This is a genomic window from Massilia sp. Mn16-1_5 (assembly GCF_004798585.1).
In the GTDB taxonomy this organism is placed as follows: domain Bacteria; phylum Pseudomonadota; class Gammaproteobacteria; order Burkholderiales; family Burkholderiaceae_D; genus Telluria.
The window spans coordinates 113,027-138,802 of record NZ_PPXQ01000006.1; the positions used below are offsets into that span (position 1 = coordinate 113,027).

Sequence of the window (25,776 nt, forward strand, 5' to 3'; positions counted from 1 at the left end):
AAAGATCTGATTACTTCTTAGCAGCGTCAGCAGCAGCGTCAGCAGCGGTCGAAGCAGCCGAAGCGGCTTCCGAAGCAGCAGCCGAAGCGGTAGCGGCAGCAGCAGCAGCGTCAGCGGCTGGGGTGGTAGCAGCTGCGTCGGTGGTGGTGGTAGCAGCTGGAGCAGCAGCGTCGGTGGTGGTGGTGGTGGTTGCAGCAGGTGCTTCAACAGCAGCTGGGGTGGTGGTAGCAGCTTCTTCTTTCTTCGAGCAAGCAGCCAGAGCAACGGCCATCAGGGAAACGATCAGCAGGGATTTTTTCATGGTTTTTCCTTAATTAAGTAAGTACTTGTTGTTGCGATGAATAATTACCGGTAATTATCGCTCGTTGGAATTCTCGTGTACTTTCATACTGGTAACAGTGCCTGATAGACAACGGAACCTTCCTAACCCGATATTATAGCCAAATTTACTGAATCGCAATAGAAAACACATGCCAAAATGGAAGTATTTTGTGAATTAATAAGCTTCATTTTGTTACAAGATGCTACAAACATCAAGATTAGTTTGCGTGTGTTGACATACCTCTAATTTACAGCCCCGTGATCGTCGGCGCCAGCGTTAAAACCGACTCTTCCCACAGCGCTTCAAAGCGGTGCGCGGGCAATTCGACTTCCGCCGGCGCGTCGAATGCCGCTTCGCCACGCAGGTGGTCGCAATGGAAGCGGCGCACCACGTGCAGGCCGTCGGCAAGTGCGAACGAGTCGCTCAAGTGGCGCAGCGAGCGCGGCGTCTGGCGGCACTCCACCCGGTGGCTGTAGTCGCGTACGGCGCGCAGGAAACGCGGACAGGCGCGCTCGATGTGCCTGCTATCGTGCAGCGCCAGGCGCAGGCTGCCGCCGGCGTGCAGGAAGGCGCGCAGGCGCGCCTCGGTATCTGGCGAGCCCAGCGGCCAGACCGCGAAATCGGGATCGAACAGGTCGAGCCGGCCCTGCGCCCGCGCCAGCAGCGCGTACCAGTGCGCCTCGAGCTCGCGGCGCGTATCGAAACGGGCGATGGCCGGCTCGTTCACGATTCAGCCCAGTTCGACCCAGCCGTCGCTGTACCAGGTGTACAGCGCTTCCAGCACGTCGTCCGAGCCTTGCGCCAGCTGTTCGCCCGTCAGGCGGCGCTCGTTGGCCAGCACGTCGAGGACAATCTTGTCCGCACGGCTGACCGCGAAGGATTCGCCGTTGATGAAGACGTGCTTGCCGCGGTAGAGCATCAGGGTCTTTGCCGACAGCTTCAGGCCGCGCTTGGCGGCCGTTTCCATGAAGCGGCCGACGGTGAGCGGCTTGGCAGGCGGCGTGAAGAACACGTTGTGCTTCGGCTCGGACATGTACTCGCCGAAGAAAACGGTCACGTCTTCCTCGTCCCAGCGCACCTTGTTGAGTTCCTCGGTGATGGACGTCAGCATCTCGCGCGGGATCTCGGCCGGGTTCTTCGCGGGCTGCAGCTCCGGGTCGGCATAACGGCCGGGCAGGTCGATCGAGTCGGCCATGAACTGCAGGAAGGCTTCGCCGATTTCCTGGAACGAAGGGGAGCGGAAGCCGATCGAATACGTCATGCACTCGCCTTCGGCGATGCCGTCGTGGGCATAGTGCGGGGGCAGGTACAACATGTCGCCCGGTTCCAGCACAAATTCTTGTTCCGGGGTAAAGTTCGACAGGATCTTCAGCGGCAGGCCTTCGACCAGGGAAAGGTCTTGCTGGGCGCTGATCTTCCAGCGTCGCTTGCCGTGCGCCTGCAGCAGGAACACGTCGTAGGAATCGAAGTGGGGACCGACGCCGCCGCCATCGGTGGCGTAGCTGACCATCAGGTCGTCCAGGCGTGCATCGGGCAGGAAGCGGAACTCGCGCAGGAGGGCGTCGGCTTTTTCGTCGAACAGGTTGACGCCTTGCACCAGCATGGTCCACTCGCGCTGGGTGCGCGGCGGCAGTTCGGTCAATGGGCCGTGCTGCATGTCCCATTGGCCGTCGCTGAGCGTCACCAGGCGCGATTCGACGTGGTTTTTCGTGGCGGCTTCAGCCAGCTTCGAGAAGGTGAGTAAGGGCTTGAAACCGGGGATGGCGTTGCGGATCAACAGGGGCTTCTTGTGCCAGTAATCGCGCAGGAATTGGGCAGGGGTAATGTTCCCGAGGAGCTGTAATTTTTTCATGCATCATTATAACCAGCCCGGCATGGCGTAGCAGCGCGGGCGGCAGCGGAGGAAGGGTATAATCCGCTCCTTACAACGAAAGGAAGTGCGATGAAGATTGCGAAGAATACGGTCGTGACGGTGAACTACAAGCTGTCGGATGCCCAGAACAACCTGATCGAAGAAGGCGCACAGCCGATGGTGTACCTGCACGGCGGCTACGAGAACACCCTGCCGAAGATCGAAGAGCACCTCGACGGCAAGGAAGTCGGCTTCACCTCGCAGCTGCAGGTCGAACCGGACGACGCGTTCGGCGACTACGACGCCGAGCTGGTCAAGGTCGAAGACCGCAAGCGCCTGCCGGAGCCGCTCGAAGTCGGCATGCAGTTCGAAGGCATGGCCGACGGCGCGCCGGACGAAGAGCCGATGATCTTCACCGTCACCGAAATCGCCGACGACAAGGTCGTCCTCGACGGCAACCACCCGCTGGCCGGCATGGCCCTGCGCTTCGAACTTTCGGTGGTCGACGTACGCGCCGCGACCGACGAAGAGATCGCCCACGGCCACGTGCACGGCGCCCACGGTCACCACCACGGTGAAGACGAAGGCGGCGACGACAGCGAGCCGGGCGATCATTTCCGTAGCCAGCCGCTGCATTAAATAGAATCGGGGACCTTGGTCCCCGTTTTGCATTTGGTGGGCACGGGGCGCCCACCCTACGGCTGCGGCATTTGTAGGGTGGGCGCCCCGTGCCCACCTTGTTCCGACGATTACTCCCCCGCGTCCTTCACGGTAAATAAGGCCTTCTCCCCCGGCGTCACCTTGATCTCGACCGCCTCGCCTCCCACCGACACGTGCCCGATGTTGTCGCGCCACTCGATGCGTGGATGCGCCTTCTTCGGCAGCGCCGCGCTGTCCACCAGCAGCACCTTGCCGTCGAATTTCTGGGCCAGCGCCTGCAGCTGCTTGCGCGTGGCCGCGAAGCCGTCCTGCGTGCTTGGGGCGCGCCGCAGCAGCGAGCGCAGGCCGGTCGGCTCGGCCAGCGGTTTCACATCGCCCTCGGTGAACAGCACGATCGCATCGACCTTGTCGCCGCGCGCCAGCGCGAACAGGCGGTTCAGCCAGAAGCGGGTCGCCACCAGCCGGTCTTCGTACTCGCTGTTGCGCCCGGCCGCGGCCAGGTAGTGGTTGTTGTTGGCGGGGAGGTTGACGGTGGCGTAGAGCACCGAGTCCACCGTCCAGTGGGCGTTCTCGGCATAGCTGCGAAAACGCGGGCTGGTCGAGAGACGGGTCAGCGCCAGCTTTTTGACGCCCAGCGATTGCGGATCGCCGTGGAACAGCTCGCGCAGCCGGTTCAGACGCTCGATCGCGTTGGTGCGGCCGGCCGAGTTGCGGCACTCGGTCCAGTCGCTACCGGCCGGCAGCACGATCATGGGGCGTTTGGCTTTCTCGACCAGTTCGCGCCTTTCCTGGTACAGCTTGTCGCCGCAAGGCTCGCCCGCCGCCTTGATGCCGGTGACGACGACAAAGGAGAGCGACTTGTCGTTGGTGCGCGCCAGCGCCTTCCTGAAATGCTCGTCGCCCGGCTTGTCGAAGCTGTGGCCGATGACGCCGAAGCGGTGGGCGTCATGCGTCTCGCGTCCGTCACGCGCTGTGGCCTGCAGCGGCGCCGACAGCAGGGCGCACAGGGCGGTGGCGAGGACGAGCCGCGGACTGTACATCAGGCGGCGAGGCGCTTCAGTTCGTACAGGCGCTCGAGCGCCTCGCGCGGGCTCAGGGCGTCCGGATCGAGGTCGTCGAGGGCGGCCAGCAGCGCGGGCGGCACAGCTGCGACCTCCGGCTGCGGCGCCTCGGCTTCCAGCTCGGGCTCGTCAAGCGGCTGTGCGAACAGGTCGCGCTGCGGCGTCGCATCCAGCGCCTGCGATTCGAGCCGCGCCAAGTGCTTGCGCGCGGCCTTGATCACGCTTGGGGGCACGCCCGCCAGCTGCGCCACCTGCAAGCCGTAGCTTTGCGACGCCGGCCCGTCCTGCACCGCGTGCAGGAACACGATGGTGTCCTTGTGCTCGACCGCCGACAGGTGCACGTTGGCCGCGCTCGGGTGGCTTTCCGGCAGCTGGGTCAGTTCGAAATAGTGGGTCGCGAACAGGGTAAAACTGCGGCTGATGTCGATCAGGTGCCGCGCGATGGCCCAGGCCAGCGCCAGGCCATCGAACGTCGAGGTGCCGCGTCCGACTTCGTCCATCAGCACCAGCGAATGCTCGGTGGCGCCGTTCAGGATCGCGGCCGATTCGGTCATCTCGACCATGAAGGTCGAACGGCCGCCGGCCAGGTCGTCGTTGGCGCCGATACGGGTGAAGATGCGGTCGATCGGGCCGATGGTGGCGCTGGTAGCGGGAACGTAGCTGCCCACATAGGCCAGCAGCACGATCAGCGCGGTCTGGCGCATGAAGGTCGATTTACCGCCCATGTTCGGGCCGGTAATCAAGAGCAGGCGGCGCTCGTTGGAGAGCCGGCAGTCGTTGGCGATGAAGCGTTCGATCTGTTTTTCGACGACCGGATGGCGGCCCTCGACGATGTTCAGGCAGGGCGCGTCGACCAGTGTTGGTGCGCACCAGTTGTGGCGCATCGCGTGGCTGGCCAGCGCGACCAGGGTATCGACCTGGGCCAGGCCCTGGGCAATCGTCTGCAGCTCGCCGATGTGCGGCGCCAGGCAGGCCAGCAGCTCGTCGTACAGGGCTTTTTCGCGCACCAGGGCCTTGTCCTGGGCCGACAGCGCCTTGTCCTCGAAGGCCTTCAGTTCCGGCGTGATGTAGCGCTCGCAGTTTTTCAAGGTTTGGCGGCGGCGGTAATCGTCGGGGACTTTGTCGGTCTGGCCGTTGGTGACCTCGATATAAAAGCCGTGCACCTTGTTGTATTCGACACGCAGGTTGGCGATGCCGGTGCGGGCGCGTTCGCGTGTTTCGAGGTCGACCAGGAACTGGCCGGCGTTCTCGGATAGCGCGCGCAGCTCGTCGAGTTCGGCGTCGAAGCCGCGCGCGAACACGCCGCCGTCGCGCACCATCGCGCTCGGCTCCTCGGCCACCGCGCGCTGCAGGAGGTCGAGACAGGGCACCGGCGTATCGATCGCTTCGTGCAGTTCGCGCAGCAGGCAGGAGTCGCCTGGGATGAAGCAGCGCGCCAGCTGGCGGCGCAGTTCTGGCAACTGCTTGAGGCCGTCGCGCAGGCTGGCCAGGTCGCGCGGGCGCACCGATAGCAACGCGATGCGCGTGGTGATGCGCTCGATGTCGGGCACGTCGTTCAGCGTGGCGGACAGGCCGCCTGCTGCATCGGCTTGCGCCAGCGCTTCGATCGCCTCGTGGCGCGAACGGGCGACTGCCTGGTCGCGGCGCGCATGGTGCAGCCAGTGGCGCAGCATGCGCGAACCCATCGCGGTGCGGCAGCCGTCGAGCAGGGAAAACAGGGTCGGCGCTTCCTGGCCGCGGATGGTTTCCGTCAGCTCCAGGTTGCGGCGGGTGGCGGCGTCGAGGCCGATGAATTCGTTTTCGGACTCCACCGCGAGACTCTTCACGTGCTGCAGGCCGCGTCCTTGCGTCGATTGCGCATAACGCAGCAGCGCGCCGGCCGCGCCGAAAGCGGCGCCGAGGCCGTCGGCGCCGAAGCCGGTGAGGGTGGCCACACCCAGCTGTTCGAGCAGGGCCTTGTGGCCTTTCACCACGTCGAAATGCCATTCCGGCACGCGCTGCGTGTGGGCGACGGGGTTGTCCTCGAACAGGTCGCCGTCGTCGGCGCGCAGGATCTCGGCCGGAGAAATACGCTCCAGTTCCTGCGCCAGGCGCGACGCCACCGTGCGTTCGTCGCCGGAGAATTCCATCAGGCGCAGCGCGCCGCTGGCCAGCGACAGCCAGGCCAGGCCGACGGTGGCGGACTTGCGCTGGGAGACGGTGCACAGGGCCAGCAGCGAGCGTTCGGCCTTTTCGGGCAGCAGGTCGGAATCGGTCAGCGTGCCGGGCGTGACCACGCGCACCACCTTGCGCTCGACCGGGCCCTTGGACAGGGCCGGATCGCCGATCTGTTCGCAGATCGCGCAGGACTCGCCCAGCTTGACCAGCTTGGCCAGGTAGGGATCCAGCGAGTGGAAGGGCACGCCCGCCATCTTGATCGGATTGCCGCCGTTGGAGCCGCGCGCGGTCAGGGTGATGCCGAGGATGCGTGCGGCCTTCTCGGCATCCTCGAAGAACAGCTCGTAGAAGTCGCCCATGCGGTAGAACACCAGCATGGTGGGGTAATCGGCCTTGATGCGTAGGTACTGCTGCATCATGGGCGTCACTTTTTCCGACGTTGCACGTGCGGCGGCGGCATTGATTTCGGTGGGAACGGTGGTCATTTCTGTTGAATTCGGTAAGGCCGGGCGAACAGCCGAGCCAAGACCGCCATTTTACAACCATCGGCTGGGCAGCAGCATGTCGGACCGGTCATGCCGGTGCCGCAAGGAGGGAACTCAGCTACGCAGCAGCTGCATGATCGTATCGAGCCGGTAGGGCTTGGCCGTGAACAGGTAGCTGCGCGCGCGGTCCAGCATCATCTCCGGCACCGTGAAGCCGGAAGTGAGCACGATCTTGACGCGCGGGTAGAACTCCGAGACGGCGTCGGCCAGCTGCAGGCCGTTCATGCCCGGCATCATGATGTCGGAGAAGACGGCGTCGATGTCGCCCTCGCTGCCGAGGAGGCGCAGCGCGTCCATCGCCGAGTAGGCGACCACGACCTCGAGCCCGCGGCTGCGCAGCAGCGCTTCGGCCAGGTCGGCCAGGTCTTCCTCGTCGTCCACGACCAGCACCTTGCGCACCAGGCCGGCCGTGCCCGCGAAATCGTCCTGCGCGGACGCATCGCGGCCTTTCACGCCGGGCGGGACGGCGTTCGACGACAGCCGGTAGACAGACGACGTACCAAACACGACAGCTCCTTCGGAAATGCGGGTGTTCCCCATGGAGGGCAGTATGCAGGAATGTGGAAATGCACCGCGAACGATTGCCCGTTCGAATCGTGCCGTGCGGAACGCTGCCAAAATAATTCGGCTGGCTGCCCTTGATTTTTGCGAAACAGGCGTAACCCCAAGCATATGCCCAACCATCGCAAAACGATTCTCGTCCTGTATCCAACTGCTTCCGATGCCGCCAGCCTGCGCCGCCTGTTCGGCAAGCTGGGGCATATCGCGGTCACGGCGGACGGCCCACGTGCCACGCTCAAGGCGCTCGACACCGTGCGCTTCGACATTATCCTGACCAGCATCGGCGCGGCCCGTGCCGGCAAGCAGTTCAGCTTCGTGCAGGAATTGCGCGTGGCCGCGCCCGGAAGCGCCGTGATCGGTATCAGGGAGGCGGGAGGAGAAGCCGTGAACGAGGCATGGCTGGGCGAATGCGATGCATCCGTGCCGGCGCCGCTGTCGCCGTCGCGGATGCAGTGGGTGCTCGATTTCGAGCTGCGTTATTTCGGCAGCTGAACCTGCCTGAATCAATCAGCAGGACGGTTGAGCGCGACGGTCGCAGCGTCGAGCAGCAGGTTGTGCAGTTCGGCCACCAGCTGGTCGCCCATGACCGGCTTGGCCAGGACGCGCACGCCGGGAATGGTGGTCTTCAATTCGTGGCCGAATGCCGAGACCATCATGGCCGGCAGGCCGGGCTGGCGCGCGCGCAGGGCGAGCAGCAGGTCGTCGCCGTTCATGCCCGGCATGCGGAAGTCGGTGATGACGGCATCGACCGCATGTGAGGAATGCAGGGCCAGCGCGTCGCGGCCGTTGTCGGCCATGAGGACGCGAAAACCCGCTGCGTCGAGGTAGCGCCGGAACACGTAGCTGACGGCGAGGTCGTCTTCGACCAGGAGGATGTTCTTCATGCTTATCCTTCGTGCTGGAATCCCGCCGCTTCCTGGCGCGGCGAGACCTCCAGCGCCAGGCGCACACGCTCGGTCAGGTCGCTGAGGCGATAGGGCTTGGACAGCACCGCGAAACCCGAGGTGGCGCCCGTGGACGGCGGCAATTCGTTCATGTAGCCGGTCGCCAGGATGACCGGCACCGTGCTCTGGCGTTCGCGGATGATTTCGGCCAGCCGGATCCCGTTCATCCCGCCCGGCATGATGATGTCGCTGAACAGCAGGTCGATGTCGCCATAGCGCTCGACCAGTTCCAGCGCCTCTTCGCCGCTCTGCGCGGCCAGCACCCGGTAGCCCAGCGCGCGCAAATGGGTTTCGGCCAGTTCGCGCACGTCGTGGCTGTCGTCGACCACCAGGATGGTGCGCCGTCCGAGGATCGCGGCCGGCGTCCAGTTCAGGCCCTGGCCTTTGCTGCGCTCGCCCATCATCTCGATGCCGGACTGCTGGGCCAGCGGGAAGATCATGCGGATCGTCGTGCCCTTCTGCGGGGTGCTGTCGATCTCGAGCCGTCCCAGCGATTGCTGCACGAAGCCGTGCACCATCGCCAGTCCCAGTCCGGTGCCCGGCCCCTTGGTCGTGAAGAAGGGTTCGGTGGCGCGTTCCGCCACTTCGGGCGGCATGCCTTCGCCTTCGTCGATGACGCAGATCACGACGTAGGTCCCGGGCGGCAGTTGCAGGCGCTCGAGGCGTTCGCTGTCGGCCAGGGTCGAGGTCGCGATCGTCACACGGCCGCCACGCGGCATGGCGTCGCGCGCATTGATCAGCACGTTGAGCAGGGACATTTCCATGTGCGTGGCGTCGAGCGTACAGGAGGGCAGGCCGGGCTTCAGGTCGAGGTGCAGGTCGACCTTGTCGCCCAGCGTGCGCACCAGCATCTCGCTGAATTCGACGACCAGGGCATTCAGGTTCAGGCGCTTCGGCTCGAGCCGCTGCTTGCGCGCGAAGCTCAGCAGCTGCTGGGTCAGCTTGCCGGCCTTGTCGCCGGCCAGCTGCGCGCGTGCGATCGCCTGCAGGCTCGCCTCGCGGTCGTCGATCGAGGAGGTGGCCACTTCCAGGTTGCCGGCCACGACCTGCAACAGGTTGTTGAAGTCGTGCGCGAGGCCGGCGGTGAGCTGGCCGATCGCTTCCATCTTCTGCGCCTGCAAATACGACTGCTCGGAGACGCGGCGCCGCGTGATGTCCATCTGCGAGGCGAACCAGTACAGCAGCTTGCCTTCGGCATCGAAGACTGGGCCGGTGAACAGGCCGTTCCAGAACGGGCGACCGTCGGCCTTGTAGTTGAGGATGTCGACGGCCACGGCGCGCTGCTCGCGTACGGCATGGCGCAGCTCGGCGACGGTGTTCTGGTCGGTCTGTTCGCCCTGCAGGAAGCGGCAATTGCGTCCCAGGACCTCGTCCTCGCGGTACTGGGTCAGGTCGAGGAAGGCGCGGTTGACGAAGACGATCGGATTGTCGGGCTGGTTGGGATCGGTCAGCACCATCGGCATGCGCGTCATCTCGATGGCGGCGAAGAAGATGTTGCCGCGCTCGTCGAGGCCGGGGCGTGAAATCTGGCTCGCCTGCCAGTGGCGCACGCCGGGATCCCCCAGCGGGTTATAGCTGCTGCCTTCGAGCTTGCCGGCGGCCGGGATGCCGACGCTCTGGCCGCCGCCTTCGGGGTCGCCGGGCAGGCGCTCGCGCTCGTCTTTCGAACTGCCAGTGGTCATGCGTCCTCCGTGATCGTCTTGGTTCGAGGTCGCCAGTTCGGACCCATGGCCTGCCTCGGGCACGGATTATAGCAAGATGCAATTTGCATATCGTTCCCCTGCGTGCAGCCCCCGGGCAGGAAATGGTATCGTTCCCGGTCGCGATCTGTTTCTGACGCACATTTTATAGACTCGAAACGAATGCCCATGCTCCAGCTGCCTGTCTTCGCCGCCCGTTCCCCTGTAGCCATCCACTATGCTGCCGCCCGGCACGCCGGGAGGGCCGCATGACCGGGGGCGCTGTGCCGGAAGCCGACGGCAGGTTCCGCGCCTTCTTCGACCAGGCCACCCACTTCGCGGCCATCCTCGACCTGGAGGGCCGCATCCTCGACATGAACCGCGTCTCGCTCGAACTGGGCGGCTATGCGCGTGCCGACGTGATCGGGCGTCCGCTGTGGGAATGCCGCTGGTGGGACCATTCGGACGAGCTGGTCGCGACCGCGCGCGCGGCCATGCTGGCGGCCTCGAACGGCGAAACGGTGCGCCGCGTGCTGCCTTACCGCGCGCCCGACGGCAGCGAACGCTATGCGGAGGTCGTGGTCGCGCCGGTCAGGGATGAGGAGGGCGGCATCCTGTTCCTGGCCGCGACCGGCGTCGACGTCACCGAGCGGCGCCGCGTCACGCAGCGCCTGCGTTTGCTCGACGAGATCGGCGAGGCGACCCGCATCGCGCTCGATCCGAGGGCGATCATGGCCGAAGCGACGCGCCTGCTGGGCGAGCACCTGGGCGTGACCCGGGTCGCGTATGCCGACCTGGAACCCGACAACGACCGCTTCACGATCCGCTACGACTGGCGTGTCGAAGGCGTGATGAGCACCGTCGGCACCTATTCGCTCGACCTGTTCGGCTCGCGCGCGACCTCGAACCTGCGCGTCGGCCGCACGCTGCTGGTGAGCGACGTCGACCGCGAACTGGCGGCCGCGGACGGCGCCGACATGTTCAACGCGATCGGCATCAAGGCCATCATCTGCTGTCCGCTGGTGAAGGATGGGCGCCTGGTGGCGATGATGGCGGTGCACCAGCGCGAGCCGCGCGCCTGGAGCGAGGACGAGGTGGCGCTGGTCGAGGCCGTGGTCGAGCGCTGCTGGGCCCACATCGAGCGGGTGCGAGGGGCCGAGGCGCTGCGCGAGGCCGATCGCCGCAAGTCGGAATTCCTGGCCACGCTGGCGCACGAGCTGCGCAACCCACTGGCGCCGATCCGCAACGGCCTCGAGCTCTTGCGCCTGGGGACCACGAAGCCCGAGTTGCAGGCGAATGTGCGCGCGATGATGGAGCGCCAGGTCGGGCACATGGTCCACCTGATCAACGACCTGCTCGACATCGCGCGTGTTTCCAGCGGCAAGGTGGTGCTGAAGGTCGAGCCGCTCGACGTGCAGGCGGTCGTCGCCAGCGCGGTCGAGACCAGCCTGCCGCTGATCGAGGCCGGCGGCCATGCGTTCGAGGTCGACCTGCCGCGCGAACCCTTGCCGGTCGAGGGCGATGCCGTGCGCCTGAGCCAGGTGCTCGGCAACCTGCTCTCGAATGCGGCCAAGTACACGCCGCAGGGCGGACGCATCACGGTGGCGGCGCGGCGCGAGGGAGAGGAGGCCGTCATCGCCGTGAGCGACACCGGCATCGGCATCGCCGCCGAGTCGCTGCCGGACGTGTTCGAGATGTTCACCCAGGTCTCGCGCAGCATCGACCGCGCGCGCGGCGGCCTGGGCATCGGCCTTGCGCTGGTGCGGCACCTGGTGCAGCTGCACGGCGGCAGCGTGAGTGCGGCCAGTGACGGCATCAACCAGGGCAGCACCTTTACCGTGCGCCTACCGCTGGGCAGCGCGCGTGCAGGGCAGGCGCCGGCGCTGCCCCCGTCCGTGCAGGCACGGCCGGGGCGTGCGCAGCGCGTGCTGGTGGCCGACGACAACGTCGACGCCGCCGATACCCTGAGTGCGCTGCTGCGCCTGGACGGCCACCTGGTGCAGGTGGCGCATGACGGCGCGGAAGCGGTGCACATGGCCGAGGCCTTCCGGCCCGAGACTGCCTTCCTCGACATCGGCATGCCGCGCCTGGACGGGTATGGCGCGGCGCGCGCGATCCGTGCGCTGCCCGGACTGCAAGGCCTGCGCCTGGTCGCCCTCACCGGCTGGGGCGCGCAGGAAGACCGGCGCCGCTCGCGCGAAGCCGGCTTCGATGCGCACCTGCTCAAGCCTGCGGTACCGGAGGAAGTACGGGGCCAGCTCGCCTACGGGAACGTTTCCGATCTTCCCGGAAACGTATGAAAACTTTCACAGTTTAGCCAGAATACATAGCGAATCGACTACCCTCGCAGTTCCTTTTCTCGCTTTAAAAACATGTACGAATCCGCCGACGCACCCAGCATGCCCAAGTCCCCGGGCACGGTCCGCAGCAACCTCGATTTCCCCGTAATCGGTATTGGCGCGTCGGCCGGCGGCCTGCTCGCCCTGTTGCACCTGTTCGAGAACATGCCGGCCTCGCACGGCATGGCCTTCGTCGTCATCCTGCACCTCTCGCCCAAGCATCCGAGTTCGGCCGATGCGATCCTGCAGCGCGCCACGCGCATGCCCGTGATCCAGGTCACTTCGCGCGTGACGATCGAGCCCGGGCACGTGTACGTGATCGCGCCGAACCAGCAGATGTCGATGATGGACGGCCTGCTGCTGGTCGATGAACTCGACCGGCCGCGCGGGCGCCACGTCGCGATCGACATGTTCTTCCGTACCCTGGCCGAAACCCACCGCGAACGCGCGGTGGCGATCGTGCTGTCGGGTACCGGCGCGGACGGCGCGGTGGGCCTGGCGCGGGTCAAGGAGCAGGGCGGCGTGACCCTCGTGCAGTCCCCCGAGGACGCCGAGCACGAAGGCATGCCGGCGGCGGCCATCCTCACCGGCGCGGTCGATTTCGTGCTGCCCGTGACCGAGATGCCGCAAAAGCTGATCGAGCTGTGGGACAACGCGCGCGCCATCGAATTGCCGCCGGCGGGCGACGGCGAGGCGCCGGTCGCGCGCACGGTCGATCCGGCCGATACGGCCGAGGCGGAGAGCGCGCTGCAGGGCATCATCGGCCTGCTGCTGAGCCATACCGGCCACGACTTCCGCCACTACAAGCGCGCCACCGTGCTGCGCCGGATCGAACGGCGCCTGCAGGTGCGCGGCGTGCGCACGCTGCCAGAATACCGGGCCCTGCTCGAGACCGACGCGGCCGAGCACAAGGCGCTGCTGGGCGACATGCTGATCGGCGTGACCAACTTCTTCCGCGACCGCGAAGCCTTCGAGTCGCTCGAACGCGACATCATCCCCGAACTGTTCAAGGACAAGGGCCCGACCGACGAGGTACGGGCCTGGGTGGCGGCCTGCGCCACCGGCGAAGAGGCGTATTCGATGGCGATGCTGCTGGCGGACCAGGCCGCGCAGTCGGAGCGTCCGCCGGGCTTCCAGGTGTTCGCCTCGGACATCGACGAGCGCGCGATCACCAGCGCGCGTGGCGGCAGCTTCCCGGCCGCGATCATCACCGACGTCACGCCGACCCGCCTGCGCCAGTATTTCACCAAGGAAGACAGCCGCTACCGGATCCGCAAGACCTTGCGCGACCATATCCTGTTCGCCTCGCACAACCTGCTGCGCGATCCGCCGTTCTCGCGACTCGACCTGATCTCCTGCCGCAACCTGCTGATCTACCTGAACCGCGACGTGCAGGTGCGCGTGCTGCAGACCTTTCACTTCGCGCTGAAACCCGGCGGCTACCTGTTCCTCGGCTCATCCGAATCGGCCGAATCGGTGGCCGACTACTTCATCCCGGTCGACAAGAAGAACCGTATCTACCGCGCCCGCGGCGGCATGCGCTCGATGCAGTACCAGCCGGCGCATGCGGCGGCGGCCAATCCGCGCCTGGCAGAGGCGGTCCGGGCCAAGGTGCCGGGCAAGCGCCAGTACTCGTACGCCGCGCTGCACCAACGCGCACTGGCCCAGCTCGCGCCGCCGTCGGCCGTGGTCGACCACGAAGGCAATATCGTGCACATGTCGGAGCAGGCCGGTGCCTTCCTGCGCATGGCGGGCGGCGAGCCCTCGCGCAGCCTGCTGACCCTGGTGCTGCCGGAACTGCGCCTGGAACTGCGCTCGGCGCTGTACCAGGCGACGCAGAACGGAAGCCGGGTCGAATGCCGTCCGATCCAGCTGCCCGAGAAGAAGGAACTGGGCACGATCGCCATGACGATCAGCCCCTTCCGCGACGAGGACGCCGAGACCGACTTCCTGCTGGTGCTGTTCAACCGCGTCGAGCAGGCGCCCGACCGCGCGGCGCCCTTGCTGCAGAACGGCAGCCAGGACGTGGTGCTGTCGCAGCTGGAAGCCGAACTGCAGCGCAAGCGCGAGCAGCTGCAGGAAACGATCGAGAATGCCGAGATCTCGACCGAGGAACTGCGCGCCTCGAACGAGGAACTGCAGGCCATCAACGAGGAGTTGCGCTCGGCCACCGAGGAGCTCGAAACCAGCAAGGAAGAGCTGCAGTCGGTGAACGAGGAACTCGTCACCGTCAACTACGAGCTGAAGGTGAAGGTCGAGGAAACCGGCAAGGCCAACGACGACCTGAACAACCTGATCGCCTCGACCGACATCGCCACCATCTTCGTCGACAGCGGCCTGCGCATCAAACGCTTCACGCCGCGCGCGGCCGACCTGTTCTCGATCATCGCCTCCGACATCGGCCGTTCGTTGCTCGACCTGACCCACCGCCTCGACTACGACCAGCTGGCCGAGGACGCGAACGCCACCTTCGAGACCCTGCGCCTGGTCGAGCGCGAGGTGCGCAGCAACGACGGCCGCTGCTACATCGTGCGCCTGCTGCCCTACCGCACCAACGAAGACCGCATCGAGGGCGCGGTGATGACCTTCTTCGACATCACGGCGCGGCGCCAGGCCGAGGACCAGGTGCGCGCCAGCGAGGAGCGCATGCGCATGGTGGCCGAGAGCGCCGACGACTACGCGATCATCACGCTCGACGAGGAGGGGCGCGTCACCAGCTGGAACAAGGGCGCGCAGCACCTGTTCGGTTTCCGCCCCGAGGAGATGCAGGGCCAGCCGATCGAGCGCGTGTTCGTGCCCGAGGACGTCGCCGCCGGCGTGCCCGCCGAAGAGTTGCGCCGCGCGCGAACCGACGGCCGCGCCGAGGACGAGCGCTGGCACCTGCGCAAGGACGGCAGCCGCTTCTTCTGCAGCGGCGTGACGACGCCGCTGCGCAACGGCGTTTTCCACGGCTACGCGAAGATCGCGCGCGACGCCACCCGGCGCGAGCGCCAGGGCCTGGAACGCGAACAGGCCTCGCGCGACCGGGAAGCGGTGACGCGTTCCGAGACGGCCAATACGCTGGCCCTGAAAGACGAGTTCCTGTCGGTGATGTCGCACGAGCTGCGCCATCCGCTGAACATGATCAACATAAACGTCGAGCTGCTGGCCCGCATGCCCGAGATCCGCAAGTCGCTGCCCTTCATGCGCGCGGCCACCATCATCCGCAATGCGGTGCTGAGCCAGGCGAAGATCATCGACGACCTGATGGACATGTCGCGCGTACGCACCGGCAAACTGTCGCTGGCGATGGCCCCGGTGGCCCTGGGCGCGGTCCTGCAGAACATCGCCGACGTCCAGCGTGCCGACCCGGCCACGGGCGACATCCGGATCGACGTGATCGACGAGGCCGAGGGCGTCTACGTGCTGGCCGACCTGGTGCGCATCGAGCAGGTGGTCATGAACCTGCTGAGCAATGCGGTCAAGTTCACACCAAGCGGCGGCCATATCGAGGTGCGCCTCGGCCGCGAGGAAGGTGGCGTGCGGGTCGACGTGATCGACAGCGGCCAGGGCATCGCCCCCGACTTCCTGCCGCACGTGTTCGACATGTACGGCCAGGGCGTGTCGGTGACGACGCGTTCGAAAGGAGGGCTGGGTATCGGGCTGGCGCTGGTGCGCGAGATCGTCGCGCTGCACGGCGGACGGGTCGAAGCCTTCTCGGAAGGTATCGGCAAGGGTGCGCGCTTCAGCTTCTGGCTGCCGCCGCTCGACCGCCATGGCGCACCCGTCCACGGCGCTGAAAGCGAGGCCGGCGATTCGCTGGCCGGCCTGCGGATTCTGGTGGTCGACGACATGGAAGAGATGCTGATGGTCTTCAAGTCGCTGCTCGAGGTGAGCGGGGCGACCGTGTTCGAGGCCACCAGCGCGCGTGCCGGACTCGCGATCCTCGAACGCGAGGAGATCGACCTCCTGATTTCTGACATTTCGATGCCCGAAATCGATGGCTACGAGTTCCTGGCCCGCGTTCGCGCCAATCCGAAGCTGGCCGCGTTGCCGGCGATCGCGATCAGCGGCATGCGGCGCGACGTCTCCAAGGCGCGCGCCGCCGGCTTCTCGGCCCACCTCGGCAAGCCGGTGTCCTTCGACCGCCTGAACGCGATCGTGCACGACCTGCTGCCGCGGCGCGCTGCGCCGGACGCTTCCTGAACGCAATTTATGTCAACTGCATGTCGGCGGATCTTACAATTGCGAGATGGGAATACGGAGCTGTGGCGCTAAGCGCCTGATAAGGCTACGGTTTCCCTGGTTGGCGCAAAAATTGCTTTTATGTACACGCCAACCATAAGGAGAACCCATGCGCCACGCCCGTCAGTTTGCCGCCTTCCTGTTTGCCATCGTTACCTGCGCCAGCGCATCGGCCACGGTCGTCGCCACCAACAACAGCTATGCCAACGTCGACGGCAGGGAAGTCACGCGCGCGCTGAACGTGACCGAGCGCGGCACGATCCGCGACGTGAATATCGCCGTCGAATTCTCGAAATGCGACGACCCGCCAATCGGCCCGAACGGCGTGGCCTGCCGCGGCGCCGGCATTCCGTTCAACGACGAATTCACGATCGTGCTGATCGCACCAAGTGGGCAGCAGGTGACCCTGGTCGCGCCTTTCGAGACCTATTCGGTCGGCCGCGTGGGCGCCGGGCGCGAGTTCGTGGTGTTCGACGACGAGGCGGCACGCGCCGCCGGCCCGAACATCGAGTCGGGCCTGTTCCGTCCGGCCGAGATGCTGTCCCTCTTCGACGGCATGGACCTGTACGGCAGCTGGACCCTGTACCTGCAGGATTTCGTTCCGGGCGACCCGCTCGAGTTCTTTTCCGCCTCGCTCGACATCAGCTATGACCCGGCACCGGTGCCCGAACCGGCCACGCTGGCGATGCTGGGCCTGGGGCTGGCAGGGATGGGGACGGCGCGGCGCCGCCGCGGATGATCAGCGCAGATCAGCGAGAAGCGATCAGCTTCGCGCCCAGCGCGATGAAGACGGTGCCGGCCAGGCGGTCGAGCCATTTGCCGGCGCCGGGTTTGCGTTCCAGCCAGGCGCCGATGGCGCCGGCAAAATAACCCAGCAATCCGAACAGGACCGCTGCCTGAAGCGTGAAGGTCACGCCCAGCGCCAGCATCTGGCCCGGCACGTTGCCGTTCGCCGCGATCACGAACTGCGGCAGCAGCGACAGGAAGAACAGCACCACCTTGGGGTTGATGGCGTTCGCCAGCAATCCCTTCATGAACAGGCTGCGCAGCGACTGCGGCGCGCCGTCCTTCCTCGCCGCCTGCCCGCCGGTGCTGCGCAGCGCCCCGATCCCCAGCCACACCAGGTACAGGCCGCCGCCGATGCGCAATGCCGTAAAGGCGGCAGGCGAGGCGGCAATGATGGCGCTCACGCCGATCACGGCCAGGAAGGTGTGGCTCAGGCAGCCGAGGGCGCAGCCGAGGCCAAAGACCATGCCTTGCTTGCGGCCCTTGGACATGCCCAGGCCCAGGACCATCAGGTTGTCGGGACCGGGGGAGGCGGTGAGCAGGATGGCGGCGAGCAGGAAGCCGAGGAATTGTTCGGGTGCGAGCATATGTTAGTAGGGTGGACGGGTTCCCCGTCCACGCGGTGATAGTTAGCGGCAAGATCATCCGGCACGATAGCGGAGCCGTCAACCATCACCGCGTGGACGGCAGAGCCGTCCACCCTACGCTTCAGCAACCCGCTTGGCGATATGCGCCAGCGCCTCGTCGACCTGGTCGATCAGGATCAGGCACAAATCGCCCTCGGCCACGCGTTCCAAGGCACGGTCGATGGCGACGAACTCGCCGTTGATCTCTTCGATGTGGCCGGTGCGCGTGGCGCCGTTCAGGCCCTCGCGCAGCAGGCGCACGACTTCGCCGTCGGCGCGGCCGCGCTGGCACTGGTCCTGGTACAGCAGCACCTCGTCGAAGGCGCTGCCCAGGATCTGCGTCTGCTGGGTGATGTCCTGGTCGCGGCGGTCGCCGGCGCCGCTGATCACGACGTGACGGCGCTTGGCCGGCATGTTCTCGACCGCCGACACCAGGGCCGCGATCGCGTCCGGGTTGTGGCCGTAGTCGGCGATCAGGGTCGCACCTTTGTAATCGAAGACGTTGAAGCGGCCTGGCGCGTTGTCGCTTTCGCCGACAAAAGTCTTGAGGCCCAGGCGAACCTTGTCCCAGTCCATGTTCACGGCCCAGGCCGCGGCCACGGAGGCCATCACGTTCTCGACCTGGAAGCCGATCACGCCACCGCGGGTGATCGGCACCTCGGCGAGGTCGATGCGGGTTTCGTTCTTACCCTGGGCGCAGACCAGGAAGCCCTTGTCGACGTAGACGACGCGCTTGCCCTGGGCGCGGTGCATGGCCATCAGCGGATGGCTGCCGTCCTGGGCGAAGAAGGTGACCTCGCCCTTGGTGTGTTCGGCCATCTCGGCCACCACCGGGTCGGCCGCGTTCAGCACGGCCATGCCGCCGTCGCGCACGTTCTGGACGATGACGCGCTTCAGGACCGCCAGGTCTTCCAGCGTGGTGATGTAGTTCAGGCCGAGGTGGTCGCCGGCGCCGATATTCGTCACCACCGCCACTTCGCAGCGGTCGAAGGCCAGGCCTTCGCGCAGCAGGCCGCCGCGCGCGGTCTCGAACACGGCCGCATCGACGTCCGGGTGCAGCAGCACGTTGCGCGCGCTGCGCGGGCCGCTGCAGTCGCCGCTGTCGATGCGGCGGCCTTCGATGTAGACGCCGTCGGTGTTGGTCATGCCGGTACGCAGGCCGGAAGCGGTCATCAGGTGTGCGATCAGGCGCACGGTGGTGGTCTTGCCGTTGGTGCCGGTGACGGCGATCACGGGAATGCGGCCGTCGTCGCCTTCCTTGAACAGGGTGTCGATGATGGCTTCGCCGACGTCGCGGCCCTTGCCGAAGGAAGGAGACAGGTGCATGCGCAGGCCCGGCGCGGCATTGACTTCGACGATGCCGCCGTGCTGCTCTTCGATCGGTTTCAGGACCGAATCGCAGACCAGGTCGACGCCGCAGATGTCCAGGCCGACCATGTGCGCGGCGGCGATCGCGCGCGCCGCGACTTCCGGATGGACGTCGTCGGTCACGTCGGTGGCGGTGCCGCCGGTGGAGAGATTCGCGTTGTTGCGCAGGACGACGCGCTGGCCCTTGTCAGGGACGGACTCGGCATTCATGCCCTGTTTCGCCAGGCTGCCGAGGGCGATGTCGTCGAAACGGATCTTGGTCAGCGAGGTCGAGTGACCATTGCCGCGGCGCGGATCGAGGTTCACCTGGTCGACCAGCTGGCGCACCGTGTGCACGCCGTCGCCGACCACGATCGGCGGCTCGCGGCGCGCGGCGGCGACCAACTTATCGCCGATGACCAGCAGGCGGTAGTCGTGGCCCGGCAGGTAGCGCTCGACCAGGATGTCGTCGCGGAATTCGGACGCCGAGTGGAAGCCGGCGGTGATTTGCTCCTTGGTCGTGATGTTGACCGTCACGCCCTTGCCCTGGTTGCCGTCCTTCGGCTTGATCACGACCGGCAGGCCGATTTCCTGGGCTGCGGCCCAGGCGTCCTCGGGGTCGCTCACGGTACGGCCGAGCGGCACCGGCACGCCGGCGGCGTCCAGCAGCTTCTTGGTCAGTTCCTTGTCCTGGGCGATGGTTTCGGCGATCGCGCCGGTGGCGTCGATCTCGGCGGCCTGGATGCGGCGCTGCTTGCTGCCCCAGCCGAACATCACGAGGCTGCCTTCGGTCAGGCGGCGGAAGGGGATGTTGCGCTCGACGGCGGCCTGCACGATCGAGCCGGTCGAAGGGCCAAGGCGCACGTCCTCGTCGAGGTCGCGCAGCTGGGTCAGCGCAGCCTGCAGGTCGAAGGGCGCATCATTGCGCGCGGCTTCGATCAGCTGCTGCGCCAGGGTCAACGCCAGGCGGCCGACGTCTTCTTCGGTGTATTCGACCACGACCTGGTAGATGCCCGTTTCGACGGTGGCGGTAGTGCGGCTGAAGGTGACCGGGCAGCCGGCTTCGGCCTGCAGGGCGAGGGCGACGATTTCCAGCACTTCGGCCATCGGCACCGGATCGAGTACGTCTTCTTCGTGGCCGAAAGGCTGCAGCTGGCCGAGCTGGGGAAAGCGCGAGCGCAGGCGCGTCTCGAAGCCGGGCAGGGCGGCGATCGATTCTTCCTCCGGGGTGCAGGCGACGATCGCCTCGACCGAGGTGTGGTGGCTCCAGAGGTTAGGGCCGCGCAAGGCCCGTACGCGAGATACTTCCATAAACCTTCATTCCTTTAAGTGGGGATTGGCCCGCCATGCTTGGGCGGCGGGCTCCCTTGGACTCCGGCGAACCGGGTACTGCTGTTCAATAGGCTGATTTCTTCGTTGCGTCGAAAGCGCGCAGGCCGCCGCAGATCAGGTCGTGCGGCAGGTCCAGCGCCCAGGCGGCGGCCACCGCGGCCAGCACGCTGGCCGGATGCTTGACCGTGGCCGGCTTGATCTTGCCGAGGTCGAGCAGCGGGGTTTCCTTGCCGCCCTCGGCCAGCATGATGTGGTTGTTGCGCGCGAAGACGATGCGCTCGCCGGCTGCACGATGCTGGGCCATCACCGGATTGGACTCGTCCATTCCGTAAAAGATCACGCGTCCGTCCGACAGCTCGGCCAGCTTCACTACCTCCGGATCGGCGGCGTTCAGCACGGCCGCGCCGCTCGAGAGGATCACGTCGACCTGGCTGCGCACCACGTTGGCCAGCGCTTCCTCGTCGCGGATGTGGAACTCGGCCACGTCGGAAAGGGGGCCCATGTCGGTCACCACGCCCACCGTGCAGCGGTCGTAGGGCAGGCCCTCGGCCAGGATGCTGCGCGCGTTCGATTCGAACACGGCCGCTTCGATATTCCGGTTGATGAGCAGGCGTTCACCAAGCGCGAAGCCGGTGCAGTCGCCTTTTTGCACCTGGCGGCCGTCGAGGTACAGGCCCTCGCCGTTGGCCACGCCCGCGTGCCTGCCGGCCGCGTGCAGCAGGCAGCCGAGCAGGCGGGTGATCAGGCTGGTGCCGAGCGTGCCGGTGACGCCGACCAGCGGGATGCGGCCGTTCTCCTTTTCACCAAACAAGTGGTCCACGATGGCCTTGCCGACGTTGCGCGGCTCGCCCGAGGCCGGCTTGATGTGGGCCAGCAGGCCCGGGCTGGAATTGACTTCGATGATCGCGCCGCGCTGCTCGTGCAGCGGACGCGAGATGTCTTCGCACACCAGGTCGATGCCGGCGATGTCCAGGCCCACGATGCGCGCCGCCAGGGCCGCCATGTGCGCCACTTCCGGATGCATCAGGTTCGTGACGTCGTCGGCGACGTTGCCGTTCGGCTGGATCAGCACTTTCTGCCCAAGCTGCGGAACCGACTCGGGCATGAGGCCCTGGCGCTTCAGGTCGAGCAGGATTTCGTTGTCGTGCGGGTTGACGCGGCCGAGCGGGAATTCTTCGCTCTCGCCGCGGCGCGGATCGGTGTTGATCTGGGTGTCGCAGAGTTGAATGACGGTCGACGTGCCGTCGCCCGTTACCCACAGCGCTTCGCCGCGTGCGGCCGCCACGACCTGGCGGCCGACCACCAGCAGGCGGTGCTCGTTGCCGGGAATGAAACGCTCGACCAGCACTGCGCTGCTGTCGCCCGCTTCGGAGGCGATGTCGTAGGCGGCGCGCACGTCGGATTCGGTCATCAGGTTCAGCGTCACGCCGCGGCCGTGGTTGCCGTCGACGGGTTTGACCACGACCGGCAGGCCGATGTCCTGGGCTTCGTCCCAGGCCGCGTCGGCGCTGCGTACCAGGGCGCCTTCCGGCACCGGCACGCCGCAGGAGGCGAGCAGGGTCTTGGTCAGGTCCTTGTCGCTGGCGATCGATTCGCCGATGGCGCTGGTGCGGTCGGTCTCGGCGGTCCAGATTCGGCGCTGGGCGGCGCCGTGGCCGAGCTGCACCAGGTTGCCTTCGGTCAGGCGGATCGAGGGGATGCGGCGCTCGGTTGCGGCATCGACGATGTTCGCGGTCGAGGGGCCCAGGCAGTAGCGGTCGACCAGCTCGGTCAGCGATGCGACGGTGCCGGCCATGTCGAAACTCTCGTCATTGACGGCAGCCATCAAGAGGCGGTGCCCGGCTTCCAGGGCGGCGCGGCCGACGACGGCGTCGCGCGTGCGGAAGGCCATCTTGTAGATGCCATGGTCGCCGGTCGAACGGGTCTTGCCGAATCCGGTCTTCATGCCGGCCATGTTCTGCAACTCGAGCACGACGTGTTCGAGGATGTGGCCAGCCCAGGTACCGCTGTCGAGGCGCTCGAGGAAGCCGCCGCGCTCGCCGACGCCGCAGCGGTGCTCGATCAGGCCGGGCAGCCAGGCAGTCAGGCGCTCATTGAAACCGGGCAGTTTATTCGAAGGAAAGTCTTCCAGCTCACCAATATCGATCCAGGCCTCGATGACCGGACGGTAGGTCCAGACGTTCGGGCCCCGCAGGTGAGTCACACGGAGAAACTTGATATCTTTCTTCTTTGTCATGTAGTGATGTCTTGCCGCCAAGGTCCGCTCGTGCACCATGATGGCGTTGCCTATGTTTGCCTGCCTGTGCGCTACCGCACCCAAATACGGTTATGCAGCGCACATGTTGTATACTTTTGCCGGCCCGAAGCTTACAGTGCCGGCCCAATTTATGCCAAATGGCATACTGGCTGGCATCGGAGCGCTCGGTCCGCAGGGGACTTTTTCCTCTGATCCATGTAAACCGCCGAGCCGGTCACCGCGTTACCCCTCTATTCAGAACATGCCTGTCACAGGGCGGCAACTTAATGACAACTCAACAACTTGCTATTCCGACATCGCTGGCGGCTACCGCCGGCTTCCTGCCTGACGGCTGGGACAGTGACGTCCGGAAACAGCTTGCACCAGGGGAAAACGTTCTAACCGGCGTGGAGGTTGACCTCGATTCGAAATTACGTTTCACCAAGGGTCTGTTGGTGGTGACAAGCCGCCGCCTGCTGTCGCGCGCGCCGGGCGACACGGCCTGGCGCGACTGGGGTTTCCGCCCCGGCCTGGTCCTGCGCCACCACGATCATGCCGGCGTCGGCCATCTGGAACTGGTGGACCAGCAGGGTTTGCTGGCTTCCTGGCGCTTCACCCTGGGCCAGAACCTGCACGCGATCCGCGTCGCCGATGCCTTTGCCGACCAGATCAAGAGCGTGGAAACGGGCCTGCCCGTCGTCCCGCCGGAACAGCACACTTGCCCGAGCTGCAAGGCGCCGCTCGAACCGAACCAGGAAGAGTGCCCGATCTGCGCCAAGGTCGTGCATACGCCGCCGTCCACCTGGACCCTGTTTCGCCTGTGGCGTTTCGCCAAGCCGTACAAGATCCAGCTGCTGATGGGTTTTCTGCTGATGCTGGGGTCGACGGCGGCACACATGATTCCGCCTTACCTCACCAAGCCGCTGATGGACAACGTGCTGATTCCTTATCAGAATGGCCAGACCATCGACGTGACGCTCATCTACTTGTACATGGGCGGCCTGTTCGGCGCATCGATGCTGGCCTGGGCGCTGGGCTGGGGCAAGACCTATGTGCTGGCCCTCGCGTCCGAGCGCATCAGCGCCGACCTGCGCTCGACCACCTATGAACACCTGCTGCGCCTGTCGCTGGAATATTTCGGCGGCAAGCGCACCGGCGACCTGATGAGCCGCATCGGCAGCGGTTCGGACCGGATCAGCGTCTTCCTGTCGCTGCACCTGCTCGACTTCCTGTCGGACGTGTTGTTGATCATCATGACCGGCGTGATCCTGTTCAGCATGAACCCGTGGCTGGCGCTGGTGACCCTGGTACCGCTGCCTTTCATCGCCTGGATGATCCACGTCGTGCGCGACAGGCTGCGCACCGGCTTCGAGAAGATCGACCGGGTCTGGGGCGAGGTCACCAACGTGCTGGCCGATACCATTCCCGGCATCCGCGTCGTGAAAGCCTTTGCCCAGGAAAAGCGCGAGGCGTTGCGCTTCCGCGAGGCCAACAAGCACAACCTGGCCGTCAACGACAAGCTGAACCGGGTATGGTCGCTGTTCTCGCCCACCGTCTCGCTGCTGACCGAACTGGGCCTGCTGGTGATCTGGATCTTCGGCATCTGGCAAGTGTCGCAGGGCGACATCACGGTCGGCACGCTGACCGCCTTCATCGCCTACAGCGGCCGCTTCTACGTGAAGCTCGATTCCATGAGCCGCATCGTCTCGGTCACGCAGAAATCGGCCTCGGCGGCCAAGCGCATCTTCGACATCCTCGACCACGTCTCGAGCGTGCCGGACCCGGTCAACCCGGCGAAGGTGCAAAAGGTCGAAGGCAATATCGAACTGCGCGAAGTCGGTTTCCGCTACGGTAACCGCGCCGTCAACCGCGGCATTTCGCTGAACATCAAGGCCGGCGAGATGGTCGGCCTGGTCGGCCACAGCGGATCGGGCAAGTCGACCCTGGTCAACCTGATCTGCCGCTTCTACGACGTGGCCGAAGGCGCGATCCTGCTCGACGGCGTCGACATCCGCTCGTTTGCTGTCGCAGACTACCGCCGCAACATCGGCCTGGTGCTGCAGGAGCCTTTCCTGTTCTTCGGCACGATCGCCGAGAACATCGCCTACGGCAAGCCGGATGCGACGCGCGAAGAGATCATCGCGGCCGCCCGCGCCGCCCATGCCCACGAATTCATCCTGCGCCTGCCGCAGGGCTACGACTCGATGGTCGGCGAACGCGGCCAGGGCCTGTCAGGTGGCGAGCGCCAGCGCATCTCGATCGCGCGCGCTCTGTTGATCGACCCGCCGATCCTGATCCTGGATGAAGCGACGTCCTCGGTGGACTCGGAAACCGAAAAGGAAATCCAGAAGGCGCTCGACAACCTGGTGCAGGGCCGCACCACGATCGCGATCGCGCACCGCCTGTCCACGTTGCACCGCGCCGACCGCCTGGTCGTGCTGGACCGCGGCGTGGTGGTGGAAGAGGGCAGCCACGACGAGCTGATGGCGCGCGAGGGCGCCTACCACCGCCTCTACGAAGCGCAGGCGCGCAACGTGGACCAGGACATGGACGACGCGGACAAGGACGATTGATTTTATGAGCACTGACATTCAACTGCGCCGCGATGCGTTCGGCAAACTCGTGTTCACGGGAGACGATGGCGTCGACGTCGTCGGCGTCGTCCCCGTGCGCGCCTTCCCGATCCAGGCCCCGACGCGCGGCATCTCGCTGGTGCGCGACGGCGGCAAGGAAGTCGCCTGGATCGACGACCTGGCCAACGCCTCGGAGCAGGTCCGTTCGCTGGTCACCGAAGAACTCGAAGGCCGCGAATTCATTCCCGAGATCCTGCACATCACGGACGTGTCGAGCTTCGCCACGCCCTGCACCTGGTTCGTCAAGACCGACCGCGGCGAGACGCAATTCGTGCTGAAGGTCGACGAGGACATCCGCCGCGTGGGTGAGGCCTCGCTCCTGATCGCGGATAACCACGGGATCAACTTCCTGGTGCGGGATATGTTCAGGATCGATAAGCACAGCAGGAAGATCCTCGATCGGTTCCTGTAATCGTTCGAATGTACGCGACGCTGATCCCGACCACTAAGCTCGGCGCACCGTAGGGTGGGC

General features: G+C 66.0%; 18 protein-coding genes. 7 read left to right on the plus strand and 11 right to left on the minus strand.

The features are described 5' to 3' along the window. Nucleotides 1-10: 10 nt before the first annotated feature. The 3 genes from C2862_RS08845 to C2862_RS08855 form a co-directional block, all read right to left on the minus strand. Nucleotides 11-301 carry a hypothetical protein gene (locus C2862_RS08845; RefSeq protein WP_136219760.1) on the minus strand — a complete coding sequence of 97 codons (291 nt, stop codon included), beginning with the start codon at nt 299-301 and terminating at the stop codon, nt 11-13. 268 nt (nt 302-569) lie between these two features. Continuing rightward, nucleotides 570-1,049 carry a hypothetical protein gene (locus C2862_RS08850; RefSeq protein WP_136219761.1) on the minus strand — a complete coding sequence of 160 codons (480 nt, stop codon included), beginning with the start codon at nt 1,047-1,049 and terminating at the stop codon, nt 570-572. A gap of 3 nt (nt 1,050-1,052) precedes the next feature. Beyond that, nucleotides 1,053-2,174, minus strand: a complete 1,122-nt coding sequence (locus C2862_RS08855) for a cupin domain-containing protein (RefSeq protein ID WP_136219762.1) — start codon at nt 2,172-2,174, stop codon at nt 1,053-1,055. Nucleotides 2,175-2,264: 90 nt separating this feature from the next. On the opposite strand from C2862_RS08855, the gene C2862_RS08860 reads away from it, so the two are divergent. Beyond that, a complete protein-coding gene (locus C2862_RS08860) occupies nt 2,265-2,813 on the plus strand; it encodes a peptidylprolyl isomerase (protein ID WP_136219763.1) in 549 nt (182 codons plus the stop codon). A 110-nt stretch (nt 2,814-2,923) separates the two neighbouring features. On the opposite strand, the gene C2862_RS08865 is transcribed toward C2862_RS08860, so the two are convergent. The 3 genes from C2862_RS08865 to C2862_RS08875 all read right to left on the minus strand — a co-directional run bounded on the left by C2862_RS08865 (nt 2,924) and on the right by C2862_RS08875 (nt 7,104). Further along, on the minus strand, nt 2,924-3,874 hold the full coding sequence (locus C2862_RS08865; protein ID WP_136219764.1) for a hypothetical protein: 951 nt from the start codon (nt 3,872-3,874) through the stop codon (nt 2,924-2,926). Beyond that, nucleotides 3,874-6,537 carry a DNA mismatch repair protein MutS gene (mutS, locus tag C2862_RS08870; RefSeq protein ID WP_136219765.1) on the minus strand — a complete coding sequence of 888 codons (2,664 nt, stop codon included), beginning with the start codon at nt 6,535-6,537 and terminating at the stop codon, nt 3,874-3,876. The genes C2862_RS08865 and mutS overlap by 1 nt, the downstream gene beginning before the upstream one ends. A 114-nt stretch (nt 6,538-6,651) precedes the next feature. Beyond that, nucleotides 6,652-7,104 carry a response regulator gene (locus C2862_RS08875; protein ID WP_229467356.1) on the minus strand — a complete coding sequence of 151 codons (453 nt, stop codon included), beginning with the start codon at nt 7,102-7,104 and terminating at the stop codon, nt 6,652-6,654. 165 nt (nt 7,105-7,269) lie between these two features. On the opposite strand from C2862_RS08875, the gene C2862_RS08880 reads away from it, so the two are divergent. Next, on the plus strand, nt 7,270-7,650 hold the full coding sequence (locus C2862_RS08880; protein WP_136219767.1) for a hypothetical protein: 381 nt from the start codon (nt 7,270-7,272) through the stop codon (nt 7,648-7,650). Between the two features lie 11 nt (nt 7,651-7,661). Here C2862_RS08880 and C2862_RS08885 read toward each other — a convergent pair whose 3' ends face one another. Next, nucleotides 7,662-8,042, minus strand: coding sequence for a response regulator (locus C2862_RS08885; protein ID WP_136219768.1), 381 nt, complete (start codon nt 8,040-8,042; stop codon nt 7,662-7,664). A gap of 2 nt (nt 8,043-8,044) precedes the next feature. Next, a complete protein-coding gene (locus C2862_RS08890; protein WP_136219769.1) occupies nt 8,045-9,784 on the minus strand; it encodes a histidine kinase famiy protein in 1,740 nt (579 codons plus the stop codon). 266 nt (nt 9,785-10,050) lie between these two features. Between C2862_RS08890 and C2862_RS08895 the strand changes: the two genes are divergently transcribed. The 3 genes from C2862_RS08895 to C2862_RS25490 all read left to right on the plus strand — a co-directional run bounded on the left by C2862_RS08895 (nt 10,051) and on the right by C2862_RS25490 (nt 17,083). Further along, nucleotides 10,051-12,081 (plus strand): ATP-binding protein, encoded by a 2,031-nt coding sequence (locus C2862_RS08895; protein ID WP_136219770.1) that lies wholly within the window; start codon nt 10,051-10,053, stop codon nt 12,079-12,081. A 99-nt stretch (nt 12,082-12,180) separates the two neighbouring features. Continuing rightward, nucleotides 12,181-16,305 carry a CheR family methyltransferase gene (locus C2862_RS08900; RefSeq protein ID WP_210735932.1) on the plus strand — a complete coding sequence of 1,375 codons (4,125 nt, stop codon included), beginning with the start codon at nt 12,181-12,183 and terminating at the stop codon, nt 16,303-16,305. A gap of 148 nt (nt 16,306-16,453) precedes the next feature. After that, nucleotides 16,454-17,083, plus strand: a complete 630-nt coding sequence (locus C2862_RS25490; protein WP_210735933.1) for a PEP-CTERM sorting domain-containing protein — start codon at nt 16,454-16,456, stop codon at nt 17,081-17,083. 10 nt (nt 17,084-17,093) lie between these two features. Here C2862_RS25490 and C2862_RS08910 read toward each other — a convergent pair whose 3' ends face one another. From C2862_RS08910 to cphA (C2862_RS08920), 3 genes are all read right to left on the minus strand, one after another. Next, nucleotides 17,094-17,717: a LysE family translocator gene (locus C2862_RS08910; RefSeq protein ID WP_136219772.1), complete on the minus strand. Its 624-nt coding sequence runs from the start codon at nt 17,715-17,717 to the stop codon at nt 17,094-17,096. Between the two features lie 114 nt (nt 17,718-17,831). Continuing rightward, nucleotides 17,832-20,414: a cyanophycin synthetase gene (gene cphA / locus C2862_RS08915; protein ID WP_136219773.1), complete on the minus strand. Its 2,583-nt coding sequence runs from the start codon at nt 20,412-20,414 to the stop codon at nt 17,832-17,834. Between the two features lie 85 nt (nt 20,415-20,499). Next, nucleotides 20,500-22,671, minus strand: coding sequence for a cyanophycin synthetase (gene cphA / locus C2862_RS08920; protein WP_136219774.1), 2,172 nt, complete (start codon nt 22,669-22,671; stop codon nt 20,500-20,502). Between the two features lie 287 nt (nt 22,672-22,958). Between cphA (C2862_RS08920) and C2862_RS08925 the strand changes: the two genes are divergently transcribed. Beyond that, nucleotides 22,959-25,244: an ABC transporter ATP-binding protein gene (locus C2862_RS08925; RefSeq protein WP_136219775.1), complete on the plus strand. Its 2,286-nt coding sequence runs from the start codon at nt 22,959-22,961 to the stop codon at nt 25,242-25,244. 4 nt (nt 25,245-25,248) lie between these two features. Then, entirely contained in the window at nt 25,249-25,716 is a 468-nt protein-coding gene (locus C2862_RS08930; RefSeq protein WP_136219776.1) for a DUF1854 domain-containing protein, read from the plus strand. The last annotated feature ends 60 nt before the right edge of the window (nt 25,717-25,776 follow it).